This is a genomic window from Tropicimonas marinistellae (assembly GCF_001509585.1).
Classification (GTDB): Bacteria; Pseudomonadota; Alphaproteobacteria; order Rhodobacterales; family Rhodobacteraceae; genus Tropicimonas; species Tropicimonas marinistellae.
Genome location: NZ_LNCI01000006.1, coordinates 154,478 through 176,356, shown reverse-complemented (window position 1 = coordinate 176,356; position 21,879 = coordinate 154,478). Strand labels below are relative to the sequence as shown.

The 21,879-nt window shown below is 62.8% G+C and carries 17 protein-coding genes; 9 read left to right on the top strand and 8 right to left on the bottom strand.

What is annotated here, in order from left to right:
• The first annotated feature begins 58 nt into the window (after positions 1–58).
• The 6 genes from ARC39_RS14130 to ARC39_RS14105 all read left to right on the top strand — a co-directional run bounded on the left by ARC39_RS14130 (position 59) and on the right by ARC39_RS14105 (position 6,478).
• On the top strand, positions 59–2,683 hold the full coding sequence (locus ARC39_RS14130) for a divergent polysaccharide deacetylase family protein (protein WP_068115466.1): 2,625 nt from the start codon (positions 59–61) through the stop codon (positions 2,681–2,683).
• A 73-nt stretch (positions 2,684–2,756) separates the two neighbouring features.
• On the top strand, positions 2,757–3,110 hold the full coding sequence (locus ARC39_RS14125) for a TfoX/Sxy family protein (RefSeq protein WP_068115465.1): 354 nt from the start codon (positions 2,757–2,759) through the stop codon (positions 3,108–3,110).
• Positions 3,110–3,748 (top strand): DUF2461 domain-containing protein, encoded by a 639-nt coding sequence (locus tag ARC39_RS14120; RefSeq protein WP_068115464.1) that lies wholly within the window; start codon positions 3,110–3,112, stop codon positions 3,746–3,748. The genes ARC39_RS14125 and ARC39_RS14120 overlap by 1 nt, the downstream gene beginning before the upstream one ends.
• 63 nt (positions 3,749–3,811) lie before the next feature.
• Positions 3,812–5,224, top strand: coding sequence for a cardiolipin synthase (gene cls / locus ARC39_RS14115; RefSeq protein WP_068115463.1), 1,413 nt, complete (start codon positions 3,812–3,814; stop codon positions 5,222–5,224).
• Between the two features lie 36 nt (positions 5,225–5,260).
• Entirely contained in the window at positions 5,261–5,968 is a 708-nt protein-coding gene (locus ARC39_RS14110; RefSeq protein ID WP_236545268.1) for an endonuclease/exonuclease/phosphatase family protein, read from the top strand.
• Between the two features lie 63 nt (positions 5,969–6,031).
• Entirely contained in the window at positions 6,032–6,478 is a 447-nt protein-coding gene (locus ARC39_RS14105) for a GNAT family N-acetyltransferase (RefSeq protein ID WP_068115462.1), read from the top strand.
• Between the two features lie 35 nt (positions 6,479–6,513).
• Here ARC39_RS14105 and trpE read toward each other — a convergent pair whose 3' ends face one another.
• The 6 genes from trpE to fabI all read right to left on the bottom strand — a co-directional run bounded on the left by trpE (position 6,514) and on the right by fabI (position 15,481).
• Positions 6,514–8,028: an anthranilate synthase component I gene (gene trpE / locus ARC39_RS14100; RefSeq protein WP_068115461.1), complete on the bottom strand. Its 1,515-nt coding sequence runs from the start codon at positions 8,026–8,028 to the stop codon at positions 6,514–6,516.
• A gap of 7 nt (positions 8,029–8,035) precedes the next feature.
• The gene (locus tag ARC39_RS14095; RefSeq protein ID WP_068115460.1) at positions 8,036–9,886 is read right to left on the bottom strand and encodes a peptidyl-prolyl cis-trans isomerase; all 1,851 of its coding nucleotides are present in this window, start codon (positions 9,884–9,886) and stop codon (positions 8,036–8,038) included.
• 67 nt (positions 9,887–9,953) lie between these two features.
• The gene (locus ARC39_RS14090) at positions 9,954–11,144 is read right to left on the bottom strand and encodes an aminotransferase (RefSeq protein WP_068115459.1); all 1,191 of its coding nucleotides are present in this window, start codon (positions 11,142–11,144) and stop codon (positions 9,954–9,956) included.
• Between the two features lie 887 nt (positions 11,145–12,031).
• Positions 12,032–14,050, bottom strand: coding sequence for an amidohydrolase (locus tag ARC39_RS14085; protein WP_236545267.1), 2,019 nt, complete (start codon positions 14,048–14,050; stop codon positions 12,032–12,034).
• Between the two features lie 83 nt (positions 14,051–14,133).
• Positions 14,134–14,655 (bottom strand): xanthine phosphoribosyltransferase, encoded by a 522-nt coding sequence (gene gpt / locus ARC39_RS14080; RefSeq protein WP_068115458.1) that lies wholly within the window; start codon positions 14,653–14,655, stop codon positions 14,134–14,136.
• 7 nt (positions 14,656–14,662) lie between these two features.
• Positions 14,663–15,481: an enoyl-ACP reductase FabI gene (gene fabI / locus ARC39_RS14075; RefSeq protein ID WP_068115457.1), complete on the bottom strand. Its 819-nt coding sequence runs from the start codon at positions 15,479–15,481 to the stop codon at positions 14,663–14,665.
• A 134-nt stretch (positions 15,482–15,615) separates the two neighbouring features.
• Between fabI and pdxH the strand changes: the two genes are divergently transcribed.
• From pdxH to ARC39_RS14060, 3 genes are all read left to right on the top strand, one after another.
• Complete coding sequence (gene pdxH, locus ARC39_RS14070; protein WP_068115456.1) at positions 15,616–16,218, top strand: pyridoxamine 5'-phosphate oxidase; 603 nt, start codon at positions 15,616–15,618, stop codon at positions 16,216–16,218.
• Between the two features lie 224 nt (positions 16,219–16,442).
• Positions 16,443–16,982 (top strand): cold-shock protein, encoded by a 540-nt coding sequence (locus ARC39_RS14065; protein WP_236545266.1) that lies wholly within the window; start codon positions 16,443–16,445, stop codon positions 16,980–16,982.
• Complete coding sequence (locus tag ARC39_RS14060) at positions 16,952–17,461, top strand: DUF192 domain-containing protein (protein ID WP_078059265.1); 510 nt, start codon at positions 16,952–16,954, stop codon at positions 17,459–17,461. Before ARC39_RS14065 ends, ARC39_RS14060 begins: the two co-directional genes overlap by 31 nt.
• 344 nt (positions 17,462–17,805) lie before the next feature.
• On the opposite strand, the gene ARC39_RS14055 is transcribed toward ARC39_RS14060, so the two are convergent.
• Together ARC39_RS14055 and ARC39_RS14050 are read right to left on the bottom strand one after the other, a co-directional pair.
• Positions 17,806–18,171 carry a hypothetical protein gene (locus tag ARC39_RS14055; RefSeq protein ID WP_068115455.1) on the bottom strand — a complete coding sequence of 122 codons (366 nt, stop codon included), beginning with the start codon at positions 18,169–18,171 and terminating at the stop codon, positions 17,806–17,808.
• A gap of 9 nt (positions 18,172–18,180) precedes the next feature.
• Positions 18,181–21,864: a vitamin B12-dependent ribonucleotide reductase gene (locus ARC39_RS14050; RefSeq protein ID WP_068115454.1), complete on the bottom strand. Its 3,684-nt coding sequence runs from the start codon at positions 21,862–21,864 to the stop codon at positions 18,181–18,183.
• Between the last annotated feature and the right edge of the window lie 15 nt (positions 21,865–21,879).

Below are 21,879 nucleotides of genomic sequence, written 5' to 3'. Positions count from 1 at the left end.
CGTCCGGGCGGCAAAAGGCCCGAGGCGAGAGCGCAACGATAAGGAAGAGGGATTAGGCATGGGTCGCGGTATCCTGTCGGGTCTGTTCTGGGGCAGTATAATTTCGGTTCTGGTCTTGTCGGCGGTGTCGCTCATGGCACCCGCCCCACAGCCGGTTGCAATTGCGCCCGACAGCGCAGATGAGGATGCGATATCCGGTGCGCCGACAGACGACTCGGCTCCGGGTTCAGCCGACGCGACCGAAGAGGAACCGGATGTGGCAGCGGGCGATGCCGCGCCGTCGTCGACGGATCCTGTGGACGAAGCACCCTCTGCCCCGAACGCGGTCGCCGATGCAGGTGGAACCGAAGGCGAGGCGCAAGAAGCGGCGGATGCGACAGCGGGGACTGCCGTTGAACCTCCCGTGCGCGATGCGGCAGGTGCTGAGGAGGCCGGTACCCCGGCGGAGCCAATCGAAAGCGCGGCAGATCCGGCGCGCTCCGGCGACGCCGCGGGCATGCCGCCAGCCCGCCGCCGGACCGAGGTTGCCTCTGCCGTTTCCGTTCCCGCTGGGTCGGAATTCCGGCGTCCGCCTCCGGAAACCGAGGCTGCGCTGCCTGCCCCGGATGCCACTGCCCCCGGGAAGGATTCGCCGAACCATCCTGCGAGTGATCAGGCAACGAATGAGAATACGGTTGCGATGCCGGACATGACAGCAGCCGTTCGCCCTGAAACACCGGGAATGGCAGTTGTCGCTCCGCCTTCGCCTCAAGTTGGAGATCCCGCGCCCGAAGTGGCCCGCGAGGCTGGCGACGCGAGCGGCCCACGCGCGGCGGCGAACCTCCCGGCGCCGTCGGACCCGGCCGCTGCGACGGCGCTGGACGCCGCGCAAACGCGGGGATACCCGCCGCCTGTAACCGCGGGTACGGTCGCGTCCGAGACGGTTGGCGGCACCGAGATTGCCAGCGAGACGCTGGCGTCGGACGAGTCGTCTGCCGAAGCACTTGCGCCGGGTGCGCCTGAGCAGGCCGAGACACCCGAACCGGCCGTGACGGCGAAAGCCGAGGCGTTGGAGGCATCTATCATCGAGGCGTTGCGCCAAAGGCGCGCCACGGAGACGCCGGAAACGGAACGTGTCGCTTCCACGAGCGACACCGGGAGCCAGCCTGTAACAGCGCTCGGTGCGGCCGAGGCTGAGAGACCCGCCGCCGTCATGCCGGACGTGAGCGAAGAGGAGGCCGGCGACCTGTCCGAAGCGGTGGAAACGCCAACGGTTCCCGGTGCGACGGAGACCGCTGAATCGACGATGCCGGCGGAATCTGCGGAAACGGCGGGGGTACCAAAGGTTGCCGAGACACCGGTTGTCGTGGAGACGCCGGATGTTGCCAAGACTACCGAGACGGCGGAAGTCGCCTTGGACAGCAAGGAAATGCCGCCTGCGGCGGAAGCTGGTGCGCAAACCGGAAATGCGGCCGAAACGACCGTCCCGGCGGACGGTGACGTTGCCGAGGTGGCTCCTGAGGTGCCTACGGAGGTGGCGGAGGGCGTGACAACGATGCCTGCGCCAGCCGAAAGCAATGGAGCCGCTGACTCCGCACAATCCGTGGAACAATCGGACGGTGAGCGGCTTGCCATGGCCGATGCCACCGTCACGGTGCCAGACGAGGTCGCACCGGAACGGCTGCCCGCCGGTGGCGATATGGACCAGGCTGAAGCAACCGGAGACGCAGCGACGCTGCCCGCGACCACTGCCGAAACTGCACCCCAATCAGAGGAAGATCTGGACCGGCCCGAGCGCAAGGAAGTGACCATCGCCCGGGCAGGCGATGCTCCCCCGGCGGTAGGCGACCGCGCACCGACCGGGCCGGGTGTTCGCGTCTTGCCATTGACCGACCGGTCGCGCGGGAACTCACGCCTGCCACAGATCGGAACCGGCACAGCGCAGGAGGAGGAAGACATCGCGGTTGCGGTTGACGCCCCTGACGAGGGCCTGCCTTCGGGAACGGTCGCGCCTGGCCAATCGCCGCGCATGAACGCCCTGAGCCGCAATGCCGCGCCTTTCTCGAACCCTGATGACAGGCCATTGTTCTCCGTGATCCTGATTGACGATGGCAGCCGGTCGCTGGATCGGCAGGTGCTCGCGACCTTCCCATTCCCCGTGACCTTTGCCGTCGATCCGACCCTTCCCGACGCCGGGGAGGCGGCTGCCTTCTATCGGGACAACGGCTTCGAGGTGGTGGTCCTGGCCACAGGTCTGCCGCAAGATGCGCAAGTCCGTGACCTGGAGGTCACGCTGGAGGCCGAATTGTCGGCCGTTCCACAGGCCGTGGCAATTATGGATCCCTCGGACAATGGTTTTGGCAGCCGCCGGACTCTTGTGGAGCACGTGGTCCGCATTGCCGGCACGGACGGTCACGGGCTGATCGGTTGGGACCGTGGCCTCGGCTCGGTTCGGGCAGCTGCCGAACGCGCCGGGCAGCCAGCGGCGCTGGTTTTCCGTAGCCTGGATTCCCAGAACGAACGCGACTCCGTGATCCAGCGCTATCTGGATCGGGGGGCGTTCAAGGCCGGGCAGGAGGGGGCCGTGATTATGGCCGGGCATGCACGCCCTGAAACCGTGACCGCGCTCTTTGCCTGGGCTGGCTCCGACAAGGCGTCGGATGTCGCTTTGGCCCCTGTTTCGGCCATCTTGCGCGCACCCTGACTGCGCGCCCGGTTGGCTGCGGCGTTCGGTTCGGTATGGTTTCGAGGCGCGCAATAGCCGGAGAGGTAGGGCCATGGTGGTGGATGTCGCACTGACGGCGCGGCTGCGGGCCGCAATCGGAGATGACCCGCGTATCTCTGAAAAGAAGATGTTCGGCGGTGTCTGTATCCTGCTGGACGGCAACATGGTCGGCGGCGCCCATCGCGACAAGGTGACCGGGTCCGGGCGGTTCATGTTTCGCGTCGGGAAAGACAATGCGGCGGCGGCCGCGGCGCTACCAGGTGCCGAACCGATGATTCACGGCGGGCGTCGAATGGGTGGCTTCTACTATTTGGACGAAACGGCGGCGACGGACGAGGTATTGGCCGAATGGGCAGCGTTGGCGCTGCGCCATGTGCGTACGCTACCGCCCAAGGGGGCTACGTGATGTTCAACGAAGAAACGCTGTCGTTTCTGCGCGACTTGGCTCGAAACAACGAGCGGTCATGGTTTGTCGCCAACAAGGCACGATATGACCTCAGTGTGAAAGACCCCTCCGTTGCGGTTGCGGAAATGATCGCAAGCGATTTGGCCGAAGCCTATGGCCAACCGTTCCGAAGCAAGATCTTCCGCATCCACCGTGATCTGCGGTTCTCCAAGGATCCGACGCCATACAATACGCATGTGCATATGTCCTTCGTGCCGGATGGAGCGCAGGACGCCGTCGCGGCCTGGTTGTTGGGCCTGTCGCCGACATATTTCACACTCGGATGCGGCGCGATGGTCTTTGCCAGGCCTGCGCTCGGCAAGTTCCGGGAAAGCGTCGCCGGACCGGCCGGTGAGCACTTCGCAGCAGTGTTGTCCGAGTTACGCATAGATGGCATTCGCCTGTCAGAGCCAGAGCTGAAACGCGTGCCTGCGCCTTGGCCGAAGGACCACCCGAGCGCCGGATTGCTGCGCCACAAGGGGCTGGTCGGCTGGATTGACGCGGAACCGGAAGACGGCTTGGGGCCCGGGATGCGGGAGGCCACGCGAGCGGGTTTCGCGCGGCTGTCTCCGCTATTCGAGTTGCTCTCGGGAGTGTGACGTCGACTTGCCTCGATGCCTTTGGTGAGCGCAATATGGCGCTCGGAGACCCAGGGAGGGGCCATGTGGATCACGCTATACGCTGCCGCTTACGTGGCATTGGAAATCACGGCCGTCTATTTCGCGTATCGCGCCGTCGCACGTGCACGCACGCCTCAGGGATCGTTGGCCTGGGTGTTTTTTCTGATCACCATCCCGTGGCTCGCCGTCCCGGCCTTTCTCTTCTTCGGTCACGTTCGGTTCCGTGGATACGTAATCGCACGGCGCGATTCTGCAGAGGTCGTCGCTGGTCTCGCGGCCATGGGCGAGCAGAACCGGGCGCGCCACGACGGCGGGCGCTTCGGCTTCGGGGCCTTCGAGGGCATTGCGGAAATGCCAGTGGTCTCGGGCAATTCCGTGGAACTGCTGATTGACGGGCAAGAGACCTTTGAAGCGATCTTTGCAGCAATCGAATCCGCGCAGAATTACGTGCTGGCGCAGTTCTACATCATCAATGACGACGGGCTCGGCCGCCGGTTCGCCGCATGCCTGAAGGCAGCGGCTGCGCGCGGGGTCGCCGTCCGGTTGCTCTACGATTCCGTCGGCAGCGCGCGTCTGCCGGCCTCATACCTGGAGGATCTGCGCGCGGCCGGTATAGAAGTGGTCAACGCCCATGCAATCCGTGGGCCACGGCACCGTTTCCAGATCAACTTCCGCAACCACCGCAAGACTGTCGTGGTCGACGGGCAGATCGGATTCACTGGCGGTCTGAACGTTGGAGACGAATACCTTGGGCTGGATGCAAGGTTCGGTGCATGGCGGGACACGCATTGCCGGTTGCGCGGCCCGGTCGTCTCGCAACTTCAGCTCGTCTTTTCCGAAGATTGGCACTGGGCCACGCAACGCCAGCCGCTGCAGGTACTGAATTGGCAAGCGGACCGCGCGCCCGACGGAATGGATGCGGTCGTTGTGGCCACCGGGCCCGGCGACTTGATGGAAACCGGCAGCCTCTATTTCTGCGCCTGCATCACCCGGGCGACCCGGCGGCTCTGGATCGCCTCGCCCTATTTCGTGCCGGATGTGGATATTCTCACCGCGTTGAAACTTGCTGCCTTGCGTGGCGTGGACGTGCGCATTCTCGTTCCAGATGCAATTGACCACAGAATGCCATGGCTGGCCGCATTCGCCTATTTTGACGAGGTGCGGCAGGCCGGTGTGCAAGTTTGGCGCTATACCGAAGGGTTCATGCATCAAAAGGTGCTGCTGGTCGATGATCGCCTGGCATCGATCGGCACAACGAATATGGACAATCGCTCCTGTCGGCTGAATTTCGAGGCAACCGTGGTTGTCTTCTCCGAGCGCGCGACCGCCAATGTCGCCGCGATGCTGGAAGCAGATTTCGCCCGTGCCTATGTTTTGGAGGAGACACTGGACGAACAACCGTTCCGACGGCGCCTCGGCGCGCCATTCGCGCGGCTGATGGCACCGGTTCTGTGAGCGGCGAAGCCGGATACTAAAACAGGAGATCGGCGCGTGCGCCTGAGATTGGCCAGCTACAATATCCAGAAGGCGGTCGGGGTGGATTTTCGCCGAGATCCCGAACGGATTCTGGACGTGGTCAATGCACTGGATGCCGATATCGTTGCTCTGCAGGAGGTGGACAAGCGACTAGGTGCGCGGCCTTCGGCTCTGTGTCGGAACCTGATCGGCACTGAGACGGATTTCCAGATCGCGCCGCTGGCAGAGAACGATGTCAGCCTCGGCTGGCACGGAAACGCCGTGCTTGTACGTCGGGGACTGGAGATCACCGAAGTGGAGCGCGTTGATCTGCCGGGCCTTGAGCCGCGCGGTGCCGTGCGGGTGGAAGTCACATTCGAGCAGTCCGCGATCAACGTGGTCGGGGCGCATCTGGGACTTGTGCGCTTTCACCGTCGCCTGCAGTTGCAGACGATCCGCGACCACCTCGGCGAGGCGGCGGGCCGAACCGTGGTAATGGGTGACTTCAACGAATGGTCGATGGACCGGGGCATGGAACCCCTGGAGCCCGACTTCCAGATCATCAGCCCTGGAAATTCCTTCCATGCCGCGCGTCCTGTCGCCGGGCTCGACCGGTTTGCTCTCGGGCAGGACGTTGAACTGCGCGACGCCGGGGTGGAGCAGGGGCAATTGGCCAGCCGCGCTTCCGATCATCTGCCCATCTGGAGCGATGTGGGCATTTCGGCGGCCGAAACGGCCAATTGACCCGTCCGCAGGACGGTCTCGAAGATCATTGCATTTTCGGGCGATACTTCCCACGTTTCTAGAATGGAACCTCCACTTATCCGCGCTGCACGCGCCGCCGACGCGCCGGCATTTACCGATGTCATTCGCGCAGCCTATGGGCCCTGGATCGAGCGTCTGGACGGTTTGCCGGATGTGGATTCCGGCGTTGCCGACGAGATCGAAACCCATCCTGTCTGGGTCGCCGAGGCGGACGACACCGGGCGTATCCTCGGCGGTCTCGTCATGCACATTGGGACAGATGCGGCGCAGGTGGCAAACCTGGCGGTGCACCCCGATTGTGGTGGTCGTGGCGTCGGCCGGGCTCTGATGGCCGTGGCCGAGGACTATGCGCGCCGTGCAGGGTTCACGCGGATGACACTCGCCTCGCACCGAGACATGACGCCTACTCTGCGCTTCTACTTCAACAGCGGCTGGACGGAGACCGGGCGCGAAGGCTACCGGGTGTTTATGGAAAAGTCGCTCGTCTGAAAACGCAGGTTCCGTCGTCGAGGCAGCGGAACGCCTTAGCGGTTCCCCTGTCGCACGAAGCGGCCCGCGTCCTGTGCGGCCGCTCGGATGGCGCGGGATTTGTTTACCGTCTCTAGCCATTCGGCTTCCGGATCGCTGTCGTAAACGACACCGCCACCAGCTTGGATGTAGAGGTTCTCGTTCTTCAGAACTGCGGTTCGCAGCGCGATGCACATGTCCATGTCGCCGTCTGCGGAGAAATATCCGACACCGCCGCCATAAACGCCGCGTTTCTCCGGCTCCAACTCGTCGATGATCTCCATCGCCCGCACCTTTGGCGCGCCGGAGACCGTCCCTGCGGGCAGGCCCGCGAGCAGCGCGGAGAGCGCATCCTCGCCATCCTTCAGCTCGCCCACCACGTTGGAGACGATATGCATGACGTGGCTGTAGCGCTCGATAACAAACTCCTCGGTGGGCTTCACGGTACCGATCCTTGCCACCCGGCCCACGTCATTGCGCCCCAGGTCGAGCAGCATCAGGTGTTCGGCCATCTCCTTCTCATCGCCGAGCAGATCGGCTTCCAGCGCGCGGTCTTCCTCCTCGTTGGCACCGCGTGGCCGGGTACCGGCGATAGGGCGGATCGTGACTTCGCCATCGCGCAGGCGCACGAGGATCTCCGGGCTGGCGCCGATTACCTGGAAACCACCGAAGTTGAAGAAGAACATAAAGGGAGATGGATTCGTCCGCCGCAGGCTTCGGTAGAGCGCGAAGGGCGGTAGTGGAAAATCGACGGTCCACCGCTGCGAGGGGACGACCTGGAAGATGTCACCGGCGCGGATGTACTCCTTGGCGTTCTCGACGGCCTGCATGTAGGCGGGCTTCGTGAAGTTCGAGACGGGTTCGCCAACAACGGCTTCCTCGGCCAGATCGCGGCTTTCGCCCCGCACGCCGCCCTCCAGTTCCCTTACCGCATCCATCACGCGTTCGGCGGCCTGGGCGTAGGCGGCCTTGGCCGAAAGCCCGCCGCCCGTGAAAGCAGGCGAAACGATAATGACCTCGCCCTTCACGCCGTCCAGGACCGCCACAACCGAGGGGCGCATCATGACCGCGTCCGGTAGTCCGAGCGGGTCAGGGTTGACGTTCGGCAAGTGTTCCACCAGCCGGATCATGTCGTATCCGAGATAGCCGAACAGCCCGGCAGCGGCGGAGGGCAGATCGTCGGGCAGCGAAATCCGGCTTTCGGCGATAAGACGGCGCAGCGACGACAGCGGGTCGCCTTCTTCGTCCACGAAGGCGTCCGGGTCAAAGCGGGACTGGCGGTTTATCCGTGCCGACGTGCCGTTGCACTTCCAGATCAGGTCCGGCTTCAGGCCGATGATGGAATAGCGGCCGCGTACTTCCCCGCCGGTTACCGACTCCAGTACGAAACTGTCGGTCCGTGCGCCAGCGAGCTTCAGCATCAGGCTGACCGGCGTGTCCAGATCCGCAGCGAGGCGCGTGTAGACAACCTGATTACTGCCGTTGTCGTAGCCGCGCGAAAAATCTTCGAAGACGGGAAAGAGCTGTGCCATCAGGTGATCAGCGGATGAGTTGCGAATGCACGGCGTTCAATGCCGCATCGTTGAAGGTAATGCCCGCCGTCGCCGTCAGCGCCTGCGCGTAGTAGAGAAACAGATCGGAGGCGATACCCTGAGATGCCTGGGCGCGGATCTGTTCCTCGATGAGCGCCATTTGCGGATCGGTGGTGTCGACCGGTTCCACATTGTCCAATATTACCAGCAACGCGGCGTCGGGCGCTTCGACAATGGCTGTCTCACCGGCTTCCATCGTGAAGATCTTCTCCGAGAGCGCAACGGGCACGCCCGCGGTTGCAATACTGGCGCGTGTTGTGTGCTCCACCGTCTGCAGTGTCGGCCCGTCGCTGCCGAGGGTGCCGCCAACTTCGAGTTGTGCCTGCGCGGATCGCGCCGCCTCGCTGGCCTGCTCTACAGCTTGCGCGTTTTCCCAACCCGCTTGAACAGCGTCGCGCACCTCCTCCAACTCCTGCAGCCTCGGCGGCAGGACCTCATCCAATCGCAAGGCGAAAATCCCGCCGTCATCCAGCGACTGGATCTGTGGAAAGTCCTTCTCGGTGACGGCCTCGGCTTCTGCGCGAAATGCCTCGTACCCCGCGACGTCGGCATCCACGTTTGAGTAGTAATCCAGCGTGCCCAGTTCCATTTCCGTCTCTTGGGCGAGGTCTTCCAAGGTCGCGCCGCCCGCGAGCCTGTCGTCGTAGTCGCTGAGGAGATCCTCAATTTGTCTGCGCGCGACATCCCGCCCAAGCTCGGCGCGCAGCTCCGGAGCAGCCTCCTCGAATGGGGTCTCCTGAGCGGCAAGAATCCCGTTCATGCGGAACAGCGCCGGGCCAAGATCAGTGGGGTAGGGACCGACGATGCCCGGCTCTTCGAGGCCGAAGACCGCGTCGGCAGCCTGGCCAAGGTCGTCGCGAGTCACATCGCCGAGATCCACGTCGCTCAGTTCAAGCCCCCGTTTCTCCACCTCTCCGGCAAAATCGCTGTCACCGGCCTCGATCGCTTCACGTGCCGCGCTCGCTTCCTCGGCAGTGCCGAAAACCAGGCGCTCCACCAGCCGACGTTCGGGTATCGAATACTGGTCCATCCGCTCGGTGTAGAGGGCGCGAAGGTCTGCTTCTTCTATTTCGGCGCTGTCGGCCATCATGTCGGGTGTCAGCAGGACATACGTGAGGCGCTTGCTTTCTGGCAGGGTGAAGGCAGCTTCATTCTCGCTGTAGTACGACGCGAGATCTTCTTCGCTCGGTATCGTGAGATCGGTGATGAAGCGGTCCGCAGAGTAGCGCGCCCACCGGAAACTGCGGCGTTCACCGAACCAGGACATCAGAAGGTCCACGGTTTCTTGCGGTGCGGCTACCCCGGCGGCGACAGCTCCCTGCAGGATCTGGCGAGACGTTTCCTCGCGTACGGTGCGTTCGTAATCGGCAACACTCCAACCGTTGCGGTCCAGCATGAACTCGTAGGCGTCGCGATCGAAAGAACCGTCCGTGCCCGCAAATGCGGATGATGCCCTGATTTCCTCGGCAACGGTTGTATCCCCGACCGAGATTCCCAGCCGCGCGGCCTCGTTGTCGAGTGCTGCCGTGCCAGCGAGCTGCGCCCGCACTTGCGCCGGGATGCCTTGTGCCTCGAGGGCGGGGAAGCTTGTGTCGGTCGCTCCTGCGGCTTCCTGTGCCTGAATTGCCTGGGTCAGCCCACGATAGTATTCCTGCGCGGTGATTTCCCGGTCGCCCACCGTGGCAACGGTTGTGCCGCCGCCGGAAAAGTTGGAGATCCCGAACCCGCCGAGGCCGGCGATGAGCGCCGCCATCAGGGCATAGACGAGAATGTTTCCGGCCTTCTTGCCTTTGCTCATGGGGGCACCTCAATGCTGCGCGTCGTGTCGCGTTTGTCTATGCGTCCCGGGGCAGGGAGGCAAGCGCTCAGGGTGTGATCTCGACGCTTTCCAGCCGGTCGATCAGATCGGCAATCTGCGTACTGTCGATATTGGCATAGGCCAGTCTGAGGTGCTGCGCGCCAGATGGTGATCCGTCCGGTTCGAACATCGTGCCTGGCAGGCAGAGTACTCCGGCCTCCGCGACAAGTCTCCGGGCGAGCGCGTCGGCGGGCAGGTCGAACGGATGTTCGACATAGGCAAAGAAGGCGCCGCAGCCGCGCAGCTGCCAACCCCGCGCTTCTAGTCTTGGGAAATGCTCAAGGATCGCCGCTCGCCGACCAAGGATCTCGCAGCGTTCAGACGCAATCCAATCATCCAGATGCCGAAGCCCCCAGAGTGCGCCTCGCTGCCCTATCTGGCTGGCGCAAATCGTGACGGAATCGATGAATTTCTCCACGTGAACGAGCCGCGCTCGGGAGCTTGCGAGCGCGCCCACGCGGTGACCCGTCAGCCGGTACGCTTTCGAAAAACTGTAGAGATGGATCACCGTATCCGCCCAATCCGGATCGGCAAACAGGTTATGCGGCGCATCTGAGCCGACGCGGAAATCGCGATAGGTTTCGTCGACGATCAAGGCCAACCCATGCGCTCTCGCGAGGTCGCGAAACGCGGCTATTCGCTCCGGCGGGTACTCAACACCGCCGGGGTTGTTCGGCGTCACGAGTACAATGGCGCGGGTACGGTCGGTGATCCGCGCCTTCGCGGCGAGCGGATCGGGCAATAGTTCATCGTCTGTCGGCAATGGAATTGCCCCTATCGACGACATGTCGAGCCACATTTTATGATTGAAGTACCAAGGCGTTGGGAGAAGAACTTCATCTCCTGGTCCAGCGAGTGTGGCCACGGCTGCCGCGAAGGCCTGGTTGCATCCCGACATGATCGCCACCTGACTTGCTTCCACGGTCCCGCCATACATGGCTGACGTTTTTGCAGCGAGTTCTTCCCTGAGATCGTGAAGACCGAGATCTGGGCCGTACAGATGCGAGGCAGCCTCGGACAGGAGGGTCTCCGCCATCGCAATGCGCAGCGGCTCAGGGGGCGGGGCAGTCGGAGCGGCCTGGCTAACGTTGATCAGTGGGAAGTCGGCGGAATGGGCGTGCCCCTCGATCCATCGGGCTGCTTCCGGCACTGGGGAAACTGCCGTTGCGGCCATGGCGGGGTTCAAGGGAAGGGGCATGACGCGATCTCCATCGGCACTCGGTTTCGCTCTAGCAGCGCCTACACGCTTCGCAAGGAAAATGCATCGAGCGACCTGGGCCCGGAAAGAATCGCCAACCCGGCACGTGTAAAGGGGAAGAGGACAAGATGTTTATTCTCAGGGTATAAATGGTGATACCAATGACCGAATTAAGAATACTCATGTGACAAGGGCGAGGGGGCGGACCGGGAGATCAAGAGGACTGGGACTGACCATCGCGGTATGGCTTGTGAATGCCGGCCGAGTTGCCGCGGGTATCGCTCCGGTGGCGCAAGCGGCTGCCAATCGGATTGTGAGGGCCGGCGCGCCAAGCGGTGGTGTTGCGTACGAGATCTGTCAGCGCTCCACGCTTGACACGGTGGATCTCCGGTTGCCGAGGGTTTCAGGGCGGATGGAGATGGCTCTTTGCCTGTGCATGGATGTGAGCATTGCGGTTTGGAAAGCCGAGCGAGATCCTGTTGGCGAAGATCGCCTGCTATTCCCCGGTACGGCGGCGGCCCCGGAGTCCGGCCCCGTCGTCGCCTCACTGGAAAGGGCGGAAAATGGTGTCGGTAATCTTTTGCACCCATTCTCGGATCTCTGGCGTCAGTTTGTCGATTTCGCAGTGCTTCGCGCACGCTCAGACGTGTACCCCGACCCGGCTTCCAACACCGTCGAAACGGGAATCGTTGGGGGGATCCCGCAATGCCGGGGCGTTCCTGGAGCGCCAGTTGAGAAGAGGAATTCGTCTCTAACGTAAAGACAAAACTGCAATGTTGGATCTCCGGGCTGGTGCCCGATGCTGGCAAGGTGCGGCGACACCGGTCTGCGCGGATACCAGTTTCAGCCTCATCTGGAGCGCCCGAACGCCCAACATCAGGTTGCGTTCACTGGCGATCAAGCGTCGCAGCGGCCTCGGCGTAGGTTTGACTCAGTGCGTGGAAAACGTAGCCCGAGACGCAGGTGGCGCCATGTGGCGATAGTGCTGCCGTCCGTTCCGCGATCAACCGGCGCGCACCGGTAAGCCCTGCTGGGATTTCCGTTGCAAGGGCGGCGCTTCGGAAGACCTCACCAACCGTGTCGACCCCACCCGGCGCAGGTCGCCAATACAGGCGTCCGTCGCGGGTTTGCTCGCGGTTGTAGATCACCTCGTCTTCCTTGATTGTATGGACGACTTCGATCTGGTCGATCAACTCGGGGTCGACCGCGGTCGGGTCTTCGGACAGGATAACCAGGTCAGCGAATTTCCCGACCTCAAGCGAGCCCTTGTCGGCCTCCTCGAAATGCTGCCAGGCGGGCCAGATGGTCATCGCCTTCAGAGCCGTTTCAACGTCCACGCGATGTTCAGGGCCGATGATGTCTCCCGAGCGTGACCGGCGCGTCACGGTCGCGTCGAGGACGCGCATGGAGTTGGGGAAGGCCACCGGCGCGTCATGATGGGTGGAAAAGCGCATTCCACGCGCCCGGACCCAGCCGGTGGGAGAGATGTTGTCGCCGTTGACGGGCCCGACCGTGCGCTCCCGATGCCAGTCGCCCCAATAGAACGTGTGCATCGGAAAAAGCGATGGAAAGACCTTCAGGCCCTTCATCGTGTCGACCTGATCCTCGCGCAGGAATTGGCCATGTATCAGCACGGCACGCCGGTTGTCGTTGCCGTGCTGCGCAGCGGCGTCGCCGATGGCTGCGAGCAAGACGTCGCTCGCAGCCTCGCCATTGGAGTGCGTCAGGATCTGGATGTCGTTTGAGAATGCCCAGTCCACGGCGTCGAAGACCTGGTCTGCGCTCGCGGCCGGGTACCCGGAGTAGTCGGCACGGAAATTCTCAGGCGGGTTGTAATAGGGCCGGTCACGCCAGGCAGTGAACCCTTGCGGCGAGCCGTCGATGGTCAGTTTCGCCCCACCGACGCGAAACCGGTCCGCATAGGTGCGGCTGTGGGTCTGGGCGATGTAATCGCGATCCACCAGAACATCGGGGTAGGCCACGACGTCGATCTTAAGTTCTCCGCCGGAGGCAGCGGCCGCCATCAGCTTCGCCTGGCCCGTGGTCGCTCGACCCTCCTGTGCGGTTGTATAGCCGTAGGAGGCGGCAAGCTCGGTGCCTGCGCGGAACATGGTCATGGCGCCCTTGGCATCCAGGTTTTGCAACACCTTCATCAATGCCTGGAAGTGCGGTGTCTCCTCCAGCACGCCGTTTGGCTCCTGCGAGCCCGCTTCGCGGCGGATGACGCCGCCGGCAGGGTCGGGGCTCTGGGCGTCGAAACCGGCCAGTTCCAGCGCCTTGCTGTTCGCCACCGCGAGGTGGCCTGACTGGTGGATGATGTAGACGGGGATCTCGTTGGAAACCGCGTCGAGGTCCGAGCGGGTCGGGTGGCGCAGTTCTGCCAACTGGGAATCGTCATAGCCGAAGCCGATGATCGCGTTGATGGCGTTCACTCGCCCGTCGTTGGCGGCCGCGTAGTCAGTGAGGACGCGCTGTAACTCGGGAATGGAATTGACCGTTCCATCGGGAGCCGGAAGGAGGTTCGCGGCCAATGCCTGAAGGCCGATGAGCATCACGTGCCCGTGCGCGTCGACGAACCCGGGCAGGAGTGCACGACCGTCGAGATCGAAAAGCTCGGTACCGTCGCCTTGAAAAGCCAACACCTCGGCAAGCGGTCCGATAGCCATGATCTTGCCGTCCTTCACCGCCAGCGCCTCTGCGCGGGGCTGGCTGTCGTCCATGGTGAGGATCGGGCCGCCTTCGTAGATCGTGTCGGCGACCTGTTGCGCTGTGGCAGTGCCGAAGGCGAATGCAGATGCGAGAGAGACCGCGCCCAGCATGGTGGTTTTCAGGCACGCAACGGGACGTGCGGCTATCACGGCAGAATGGTCGGGGAATCGCGCGGGCGACTTGGCTGGACAGATCATCGGTGCCTCCCGGGTTGCGTCGCAACGAGTAAAGTTGCGAAACGCGATTCGGTCAACGCGCCCTCACTGCGCGGGGGCGCAGATCAATCCGTGCCGCGGTAGGGCTCCACGTATTGCAGCGCCATGTCCCAGGGAAAGAAGATCCACGTATCCTGGCTGACTTCGGTGATGAAGGTATCAACCATCGGCCGTCCCTTGGGCTTGGCGTAGACGGTTGCGAAATGTGCTTTCGGATAGAGCCGCCGCACGAGTTCGAGCGTCTTGCCGGAGTCCACGAGGTCATCGACGACCAGAATTCCCTCGCCATCACCCATCATCTCGGCGTTCGGTGCCTTCAACACCACGGCATCCATCTGTGTCTGGTGGTTGTAGGACTTGACCGAAATCGTATCGACGATGCGGATGTCCAACTCGCGGGCCACGATCATTGCCGGGGCCATCCCACCGCGCGTGATGGCCACCACGGCCTTCCATCCGCCGCCTTCAAGCGGCCCATGTCCATCGAGGCGCCAGGCAAGAGCCCGGCTATCGCGATGGATCTGATCCCAGCTGATGTGAAAGCCCTTTTCGTGGGGCAGGCGGTCGGAACGGGGGCGTTCGCTCATATCTGGTTCACTTCTTTCCGGTCACAACGTCGATATCCGGCGCATCGACCGCCTTCATGCCGACTAAATGATAGCCTGCATCGACATGATGCACTTCGCCAGTTACGCCGGCACCGAGATCCGACAGCAGGTAGAGCGCCGAATTGCCCACATCGTCGATCGTCACGTTGCGCCGCAGGGGCGAGTTCAGTTCGTTCCACTTCAGGATGTAGCGAAAATCGCCGATGCCGGAGGCTGCCAGCGTTTTGATCGGGCCGGCGGAGATCGCGTTCACGCGGATGTTCTGCTTGCCGAGGTCTTCTGCGAGATAGCGCACGGAGGCTTCGAGAGCCGCCTTGGCAACGCCCATGACATTATAGTGCGGCATCACCTTTTCCGCGCCGAAATAGGTCAGCGTGAGGCAGGACCCACCGCTGGTCATCAGTTTCTCGGCCCGCTGGCAGAGCGCCGTGAAGGAATAGACCGAGATATCCATAGACATGGAAAAATTGCCACGAGAGGTGTCAACGTAGCGGCCGCGCAACTCGTTCTTGTCAGAAAACCCAATCGCATGAACCACAAAATCGAGGCTTCCCCATGCATCGGAGAGCTGTGCGAAGAGCGCGTCCATCGACGCCTCGTCTGTCACGTCGCAATCCGCCAGTTGCGTGACCCCAAGCTGCTCGGCCAGAGGAACAACGCGCTTGCGGAAGGCGTCGCCCTGATAGGTAAGCGCAAGTTCCGCGCCTGCGTCGGCGCAGGCCTTTGCAATCCCCCAGGCGATGGACTTGTCGTTTGCAAGACCCATTATCAGGCCGCGCTTGCCTGCCATCAGACCCGTCGTCATATGTCCCTCCGCCGCACCGAATTTCTCAGGACCGTTTACGGCAAGCGGCAGGGGCAGGGCAAGACCGTCGGAAATGCTGGAATTTTTTGCTTTCCAACTGTAGCTCGGCTGAAGAGGAGCATGGAGTTCGACCGATGAGTGACCGTAGCGGCATCTTTGCCGGGGACGACCCCTTCGCGCTGGCGCGCGCCTGGCTAGCGGAAGCGGAAGCCAGTGAAATCAACGATCCGAATGCCATTGCGCTCGCTACCGTCGACGCCGACGGGATGCCGAACGTTCGCATGGTGCTGCTCAAGGATATCGAGGCCGCAGCTTTCGTCTTCTATACGAACTATGGAAGCACAAAGGCCCAGGAACTCGACCGGACCGGCACCGCGGCCTTCGTGATGCATTGGAAGAGTTTACGGCGCCAGATCCGCGTGCGTGGCACGGTGGTGCGCGAGGAAGGCCCGCAGGCCGATGCCTATTACCAGTCCCGCTCTTTGAAATCGCGTTTGGGGGCCTGGGCTTCCCACCAAAGCCAGCCGCTGGCGTCGCGCGCGTCGCTCATGGCTGAGGTCGCTCGCGTGACTGCACAGCACGGAACGAATCCGCCGCGACCGCCCTTCTGGGGCGGCTACCGGCTGGATCCGACGGAGATCGAATTCTGGGCCGACGGCGCGTTTCGGCTGCACGACCGCTTCCGCTGGCATCGAACTGGCAACAACGGGTGGGAGGTTCAGCGTCTGTCGCCCTAACCTTTGTCAAAAAACAACGATCCCCGAGGAACTTGGGCAATTTCGTGGCATTTGCGTTGAAATGGGGGCCAAAGCTTGAAACGATCAAGTGGATGCCATAAGCATCAAACCTCGTTATTAATTGCATTCCGTGGGTGCCCGTTGATTATTCGTAAGCGCTTTCATTCTTGCACTGGAAATGATCGAAGCGCCCGTCCATGGGAGAGTGCAAAGGTGGCCCGCTGGTGACCGCGAAAGACGACACAGGAAGTGCATGGCCGGTGAAGGGCCGTGTTAAGTGGTTCGACCCCACCAAGGGGTTTGGGTTCGTGGTCGCCGAGGAGGGCGGTCCGGATATTCTTTTGCACGCCAACGTGCTGAGGAATTTCGGTCAATCCTCTGTTGCGGACGGGGCGCTCATAGAAATTGTCGTACAGCAGACGGCGCGCGGGATGCAGGCGGTCGAAGTGGTGGTGATCACCCCGCCGGACGAAGATTCCGGCCCGCCGCTGGAAGATGCGGCTGCGATTTCGCCAGAGGAGATCGCGGCGCTGCCGCTCGAACCGGCACGGGTGAAGTGGTTCGACAAGGGCAAAGGATTTGGTTTCGCCAACATATTCGGCCGGCCTGAAGACATCTTCGTGCATATCGAGGTCTTGCGGCGGTCCGGTCTGGCGGACCTACAGCCCGGCGAAGCCGTCGGTTTGCGAGTCGTCGAGGGGCGGCGTGGCCGCATGGCAATCGAGGTGGCGGCATGGGAACGGGCTATCCGGCGCGACGATTGAAGTCGTGGTGCGTCGCACCGGCTGCGCTGATCGCAGCATGTACATCCGCAACATTGGCTCTCGCCGAATCGGCCTGTACGGAAGACCGGATCGATCTGCGCGGCGAGTGGGGGAGTGCGCGGTTCACGATCGAAGTGGCCGACGATGTCGCGGAACGTGCGAGCGGCCTCATGTTCCGGGAGTCCCTGCCGCAATCCGCTGGCATGCTCTTTGTCTATGAGAAGCCGCAGGCTGTGAACTTCTGGATGAAGAACACGCTGATTCCCCTTGATCTGATTTTCGCCGATTCCAAAGGCGTGGTGACGCACGTGCATTCCGATGCGGTACCGCAAGACCTGACCCCAATCCCCGGCGGCGAGGGTGTGATGTTCGTTCTGGAGATCAACGGGGGACTGGCCGAGGCCATGGGAATCGCACCGGGAACCCAGATGAGGCATTCGACGGTCGGAGCGGCGGCGGCCTGGCCCTGCGCCGACTAGGCCGTCGATCCTGTTTCGGACCAATCGGCTGACCGACGCTATCGGCAGACGCCTCTGTCACCCGCGATCTTCGCACGCTGCAAAGAGATGATTCCCAGCCCCACATCGGCATCGGATTTCGGCACAAGTCGCCAACAGGCCGGGTGTCGCGACCGGGGCCGTGGCGCAAAGGTTCTGTTGAAAGAAAATGGGGCGCCGCAAGGACGCCCCAGTTTGGCTTATCAGGCTCGATTGTTTATACCGCCCGGTTTTCTGCCTGCGGCCTGATCCGCCCTCGGGGCGAGCGCACCCGCCCCCGATACCGCGCCACCACCTAGGGAAGGGCAAGCGGCGCGAAACCCGTACTAGTGTCGGAGCCGATCCGGAGGTGCCCCTCCAGTGTCTGCTCCATGGTCCTTTGCATCACCTCCTGCAGGCGGGCGCCCGAAAACGAGAGCCCAAGGCGCCATGAAGTGCAGCCCAAGCACCGGATTGAATCCGCTGGCCGCCACCTCGACTGTCTCGTCATCGGAGACGAACACGAACCTCTCGCGCCATGTCTCCGTGTGAGCCAGTGTCGGAGCGGGAGCCCCGGGCCGCAACACGGGCCAGCCATGCGCCAGCGCGTGCTCTCCGGCGGGACGAAAAACGAGCGACATGGGGCTGGGGTGGCGCCGCACGAGGCGGTCGGTCACGGTGCCGGTCACGCGTTTCTCTATCCCCGTCTGCATGGTCCCTCCTCAGCTGCACCCACTCGTGGCGCCACAGGTGTTGCATTTCATGCAGGTGCCGTTGCGCACCAGCGTGTAGTTTCCGCATTCGCCACAGGCTTCGCCCTCGTAGCCCTGCATCCGCGCCTTCGTGCGGTCGTCCATGGATGTGACTGCGCCGACAGCGGTGGCCGTGCCGGCCTCTGGCACCAGCGTCTGCAGTGTGGCCAGCGGGTCCATCGCCGTGTCGAGCGCGGTGCCGCCTGCCATGCCCTCCGCGCCGCCGTTGAGTACGACCAACTCCTGCGGCAACCGCTTGCGGAGGTATCCAGTGGAGGAAATCTGCTTGAGCACTGCCAGGGACTTGCTGGCGGCGTTGTCGCTCAACTCGGCGATATTGCTGACACCCTCGTTCTGGTCGCCCTTGCCAAGGTCGTCGAACGTGTGCCCGGCGGGCTTCACGTGCGCAAGGTCGGTCCGATCTAGATAGGACACCGCCAGTTCGCGGAAGATGTAGTCGAGGATCGAGGTGGCGTTCTTGATCGAATCGTTGCCCTGAACGATCCCTGCCGGCTCGAACTTGGTGAAGGTGAACGCGTCGACGAATTCCTCCAGCGGCACGCCATATTGCAGGCCAACCGAGACCGCGATGGCGAAGTTGTTCATCATCGCCCGGAAGCCCGCGCCTTCCTTGTGCATGTCGATGAAGATCTCGCCAAGCGAACCGTCGGTGTATTCGCCAGTGCGAAGGTAGACCTTGTGACCGCCGACGTTGGCCTTTTGGGTGTATCCCTTTCGGCGCTCCGGCATCTTCTCGCGATGGCTGCGGACGATCTCCTTGACCACCACCTTCTCGATGATTTTCTCCGCCAACACCTCGGCCTTTTGCTGAGGCGTGCCTGTTTCGAGCGTCTCCTGCGCCTCCTCGTCGTCTTCGACGAGGGCCGCGGCGAGCGGCTGGGAAAGCTTGGACCCGTCGCGATACAGCGCGTTGGCCTTGGTGCCGAGGGACCAGGAGAGTTCGTAGGCCTTCTGACAATCCTCGATAGTGGCGTCGTTGGGCATGTTGATCGTCTTGGAGATGGCGCCCGAGATAAAGCTCTGCGCCGCCGCCATCATGCGGATGTGGCTGTCAACCGAGAGGAAGCGTTTGCCTTTCTTCCCGCAGGGGTTGGCGCAGTCGAAGATGGCATAGTGCTCTTCCTTCAGATGCGGCGCACCTTCCAGGGTCATCGTCCCGCAGACGTGATCGTTTGCTGCATCCACCTGCGCCTTGGAGAAACCAAGGTCGGTCAACATGTCGTAGGTCGGATCGGCCAGCTTCTCCGCGGGAATACCGAGCACATCGGTGCAGAACTCCGCGCCAAGCGTCCATTGGTTGAAGACGAAGCGGATGTCAAAAGCCGAGGGCAGGGCCGCTTCGATCTTGTCGATCTCGGTCTGAGAGAACCCGTTGCCGGCGAGCGTCGTATGGTTGATGCCGGGCGCATTGCCCAGACTGCCATGGCCAACGGCATAGGAGACGATTTCTTCAATCTGCGACGAGCTGTAGCCGAGCTTCTCCAACGCAGCAGGGACCGACCGGTTGATGATCTTGAAGTAGCCGCCGCCTGCAAGCTTCTTGAATTTCACCAGGGCGAAGTCGGGCTCGATACCGGTGGTATCGCAATCCATTACCAGACCAATGGTGCCGGTGGGAGCGATCACGGTTGCCTGTGCATTGCGGAAGCCATTGCGTTCGCCCAGTCGCAGGGCCTCGTCCCAGGCATGCGTTGCCAGATCGTTCAGTCCCTTGTCAGGGTTTGATGCATGATCGAGCGGAACCGGTTTGACCGCCAGCGAATCGTAACCGTCGCTGTTGCCATGCGCGGCGTTGCGGTGGTTGCGGATGACCCGCAGCATGTGGTCGGCATTGCGCTCGTATCCGTCGAACGGGCCAAGCTCGCCGGCCATCTCGGCCGATGTCGCATATGCAACGCCGGTCATGATGGCGGTGAGTGCGCCGCAGAGCGCGCGGCCCTCGGCGGAGTCGTAGGAATACCCCATGTTCATCAGCAGCCCGCCGATATTGGCGTAGCCGAGGCCGAGCGTGCGGAAGTCATAGGAAAGCTGGGCGATTTCCTTCGACGGGAACTGCGCCATGGTGACCGAGATTTCCAGGGTCAGCGTCCAGAGGCGCGTGGCGTGCATGTAATCCTCGGCCTGGAACTTGCCGTCCTTCAGGAAGGTCAGCAGGTTCATCGAGGCCAGGTTGCAGGCCGTATCGTCGAGGAACATGTACTCCGAGCACGGGTTTGACCCGCGGATCTCGCCGTCCTCAGGGCAGGTATGCCAGGCATTGACGGTGTCGTGGAACTGGATGCCGGGATCGGCACAGGCCCAGGCGGCATGACCAATCTGTTCCCACAGATCACGTGCCTTGATCGTCTTGGCGACCTTGCCGTCGGTGCGGCGGAGCAACTCCCAGTCGGCGTCGTCCCGAACGGCCTTCAGGAAGGCGTCGGTCACGCGGACGGAATTGTTGGAATTTTGCCCCGAGACCGTGCTGTAGGCTTCGCTGTCCCAATCCGTGTCGTAGGTCGGGAACTCGATCGAGGCATAGCCCTGGCGCGCGTACTGGAGAACGCGGTTGATGTAGGTCTCGGGGATGGCGACCTTCTTGGCCGCTCTGATTGCGCCCTTGAGAGCGTCGTTTTTCTTAGGGTCGGTCGCTGCTTCGACGGCGCCGTCCCACTGCCCGATGGCGGCGAAGATCTCGTTGAGCTTCGCCTCGTGCATCTTGGAGCCGGCCACGATTGAGGCGACCTTCTGCTCTTCCTTCACCTTCCAGTTGATGAACTCCTCGATATCCGGGTGATCCGCGTCGCAGATCACCATCTTGGCCGCCCGGCGCGTGGTGCCGCCCGACTTGATGGCGCCCGCGGCGCGGTCGCCGATCTTGAGGAAACCCATCAGGCCGGAAGACTTGCCGCCACCTGACAGCGCTTCGCCTTCTGCGCGAAGCGAGGAGAAGTTGGTGCCAGTGCCGGAGCCGTATTTGAAGAGCCGCGCCTCACGGACCCAGAGATCCATGATGCCACCTTCGTTCACCAGATCGTCGGAGACCGACTGGATGAAACAGGCGTGCGGCTGGGGGTGTTCGTAGGCGGAATTCGACTTGGTCAGCTTGCCGGTCTTGTGATCGACATAGTGGTGGCCCTGGCTTGGTCCGTCGATGCCATAGGCCCAATGCAGACCGGTGTTGAACCACTGCGGACTGTTGGGGGCAGCGCGCTGGCTGGCGAGCATGTGACGCATCTCGTCGTAGTAGGCACGTGCATCGGCCTCGGCCGTGAAATACCCGCCTTTCCAGCCCCAGTACGCCCAAGCGCCGGCGAGCCGGTCGAAGACCTGGCGCGCAGAGGTTTCGCCACCAAAACGCGCGTCTTCAGGCAGTGTGGAGAGTGCTTTCTCGTCTGGGACCGAACGCCAGAGGAATTCCGGAACGCCCTTTTCCTTCACCTTGCGCAAGCGCGCAGCCACGCCCGCCTTGCGGAAATACTTCTGCGCGATCACGTCGCTGGCAACCTGAGACCAGCTTGCCGGCACGTCGATTCCTTCGAGGCTGAACACGACGGTCCCGTCGGGATTCCGGATCTCCGATGTGGTCGTGGTGAAGGCCAGCCCCGCGTAGGCGTCTTCCCCGGCAGTGGTGAACTTTCTGTCGATCTTCATGGTCGTGGTGCCCCG

What these genes read in the sequence shown, in the direction of transcription:
- ARC39_RS14130 (WP_068115466.1), top strand. Translation starts at nt 59, where the DNA reads ATGGGTCGCGGTATCCTGTCGGGTCTGTTCTGGGGCAGTATAATTTCG.
- ARC39_RS14125 (WP_068115465.1), top strand. Translation starts at nt 2,757, where the DNA reads ATGGTGGTGGATGTCGCACTGACGGCGCGGCTGCGGGCCGCAATCGGA.
- ARC39_RS14120 (WP_068115464.1), top strand. Translation starts at nt 3,110, where the DNA reads ATGTTCAACGAAGAAACGCTGTCGTTTCTGCGCGACTTGGCTCGAAAC.
- cls (WP_068115463.1), top strand. Translation starts at nt 3,812, where the DNA reads ATGTGGATCACGCTATACGCTGCCGCTTACGTGGCATTGGAAATCACG.
- ARC39_RS14105 (WP_068115462.1), top strand. Translation starts at nt 6,032, where the DNA reads ATGGAACCTCCACTTATCCGCGCTGCACGCGCCGCCGACGCGCCGGCA.
- trpE (WP_068115461.1), bottom strand. Translation starts at nt 8,028, where the DNA reads ATGGCACAGCTCTTTCCCGTCTTCGAAGATTTTTCGCGCGGCTACGAC.
- ARC39_RS14095 (WP_068115460.1), bottom strand. Translation starts at nt 9,886, where the DNA reads ATGAGCAAAGGCAAGAAGGCCGGAAACATTCTCGTCTATGCCCTGATG.
- ARC39_RS14090 (WP_068115459.1), bottom strand. Translation starts at nt 11,144, where the DNA reads ATGCCCCTTCCCTTGAACCCCGCCATGGCCGCAACGGCAGTTTCCCCA.
- ARC39_RS14085 (WP_236545267.1), bottom strand. Translation starts at nt 14,050, where the DNA reads ATGATCTGTCCAGCCAAGTCGCCCGCGCGATTCCCCGACCATTCTGCC.
- gpt (WP_068115458.1), bottom strand. Translation starts at nt 14,655, where the DNA reads ATGAGCGAACGCCCCCGTTCCGACCGCCTGCCCCACGAAAAGGGCTTT.
- fabI (WP_068115457.1), bottom strand. Translation starts at nt 15,481, where the DNA reads ATGACGACGGGTCTGATGGCAGGCAAGCGCGGCCTGATAATGGGTCTT.
- pdxH (WP_068115456.1), top strand. Translation starts at nt 15,616, where the DNA reads ATGAGTGACCGTAGCGGCATCTTTGCCGGGGACGACCCCTTCGCGCTG.
- ARC39_RS14060 (WP_078059265.1), top strand. Translation starts at nt 16,952, where the DNA reads ATGGGAACGGGCTATCCGGCGCGACGATTGAAGTCGTGGTGCGTCGCA.
- ARC39_RS14055 (WP_068115455.1), bottom strand. Translation starts at nt 18,171, where the DNA reads ATGCAGACGGGGATAGAGAAACGCGTGACCGGCACCGTGACCGACCGC.
- ARC39_RS14050 (WP_068115454.1), bottom strand. Translation starts at nt 21,864, where the DNA reads ATGAAGATCGACAGAAAGTTCACCACTGCCGGGGAAGACGCCTACGCG.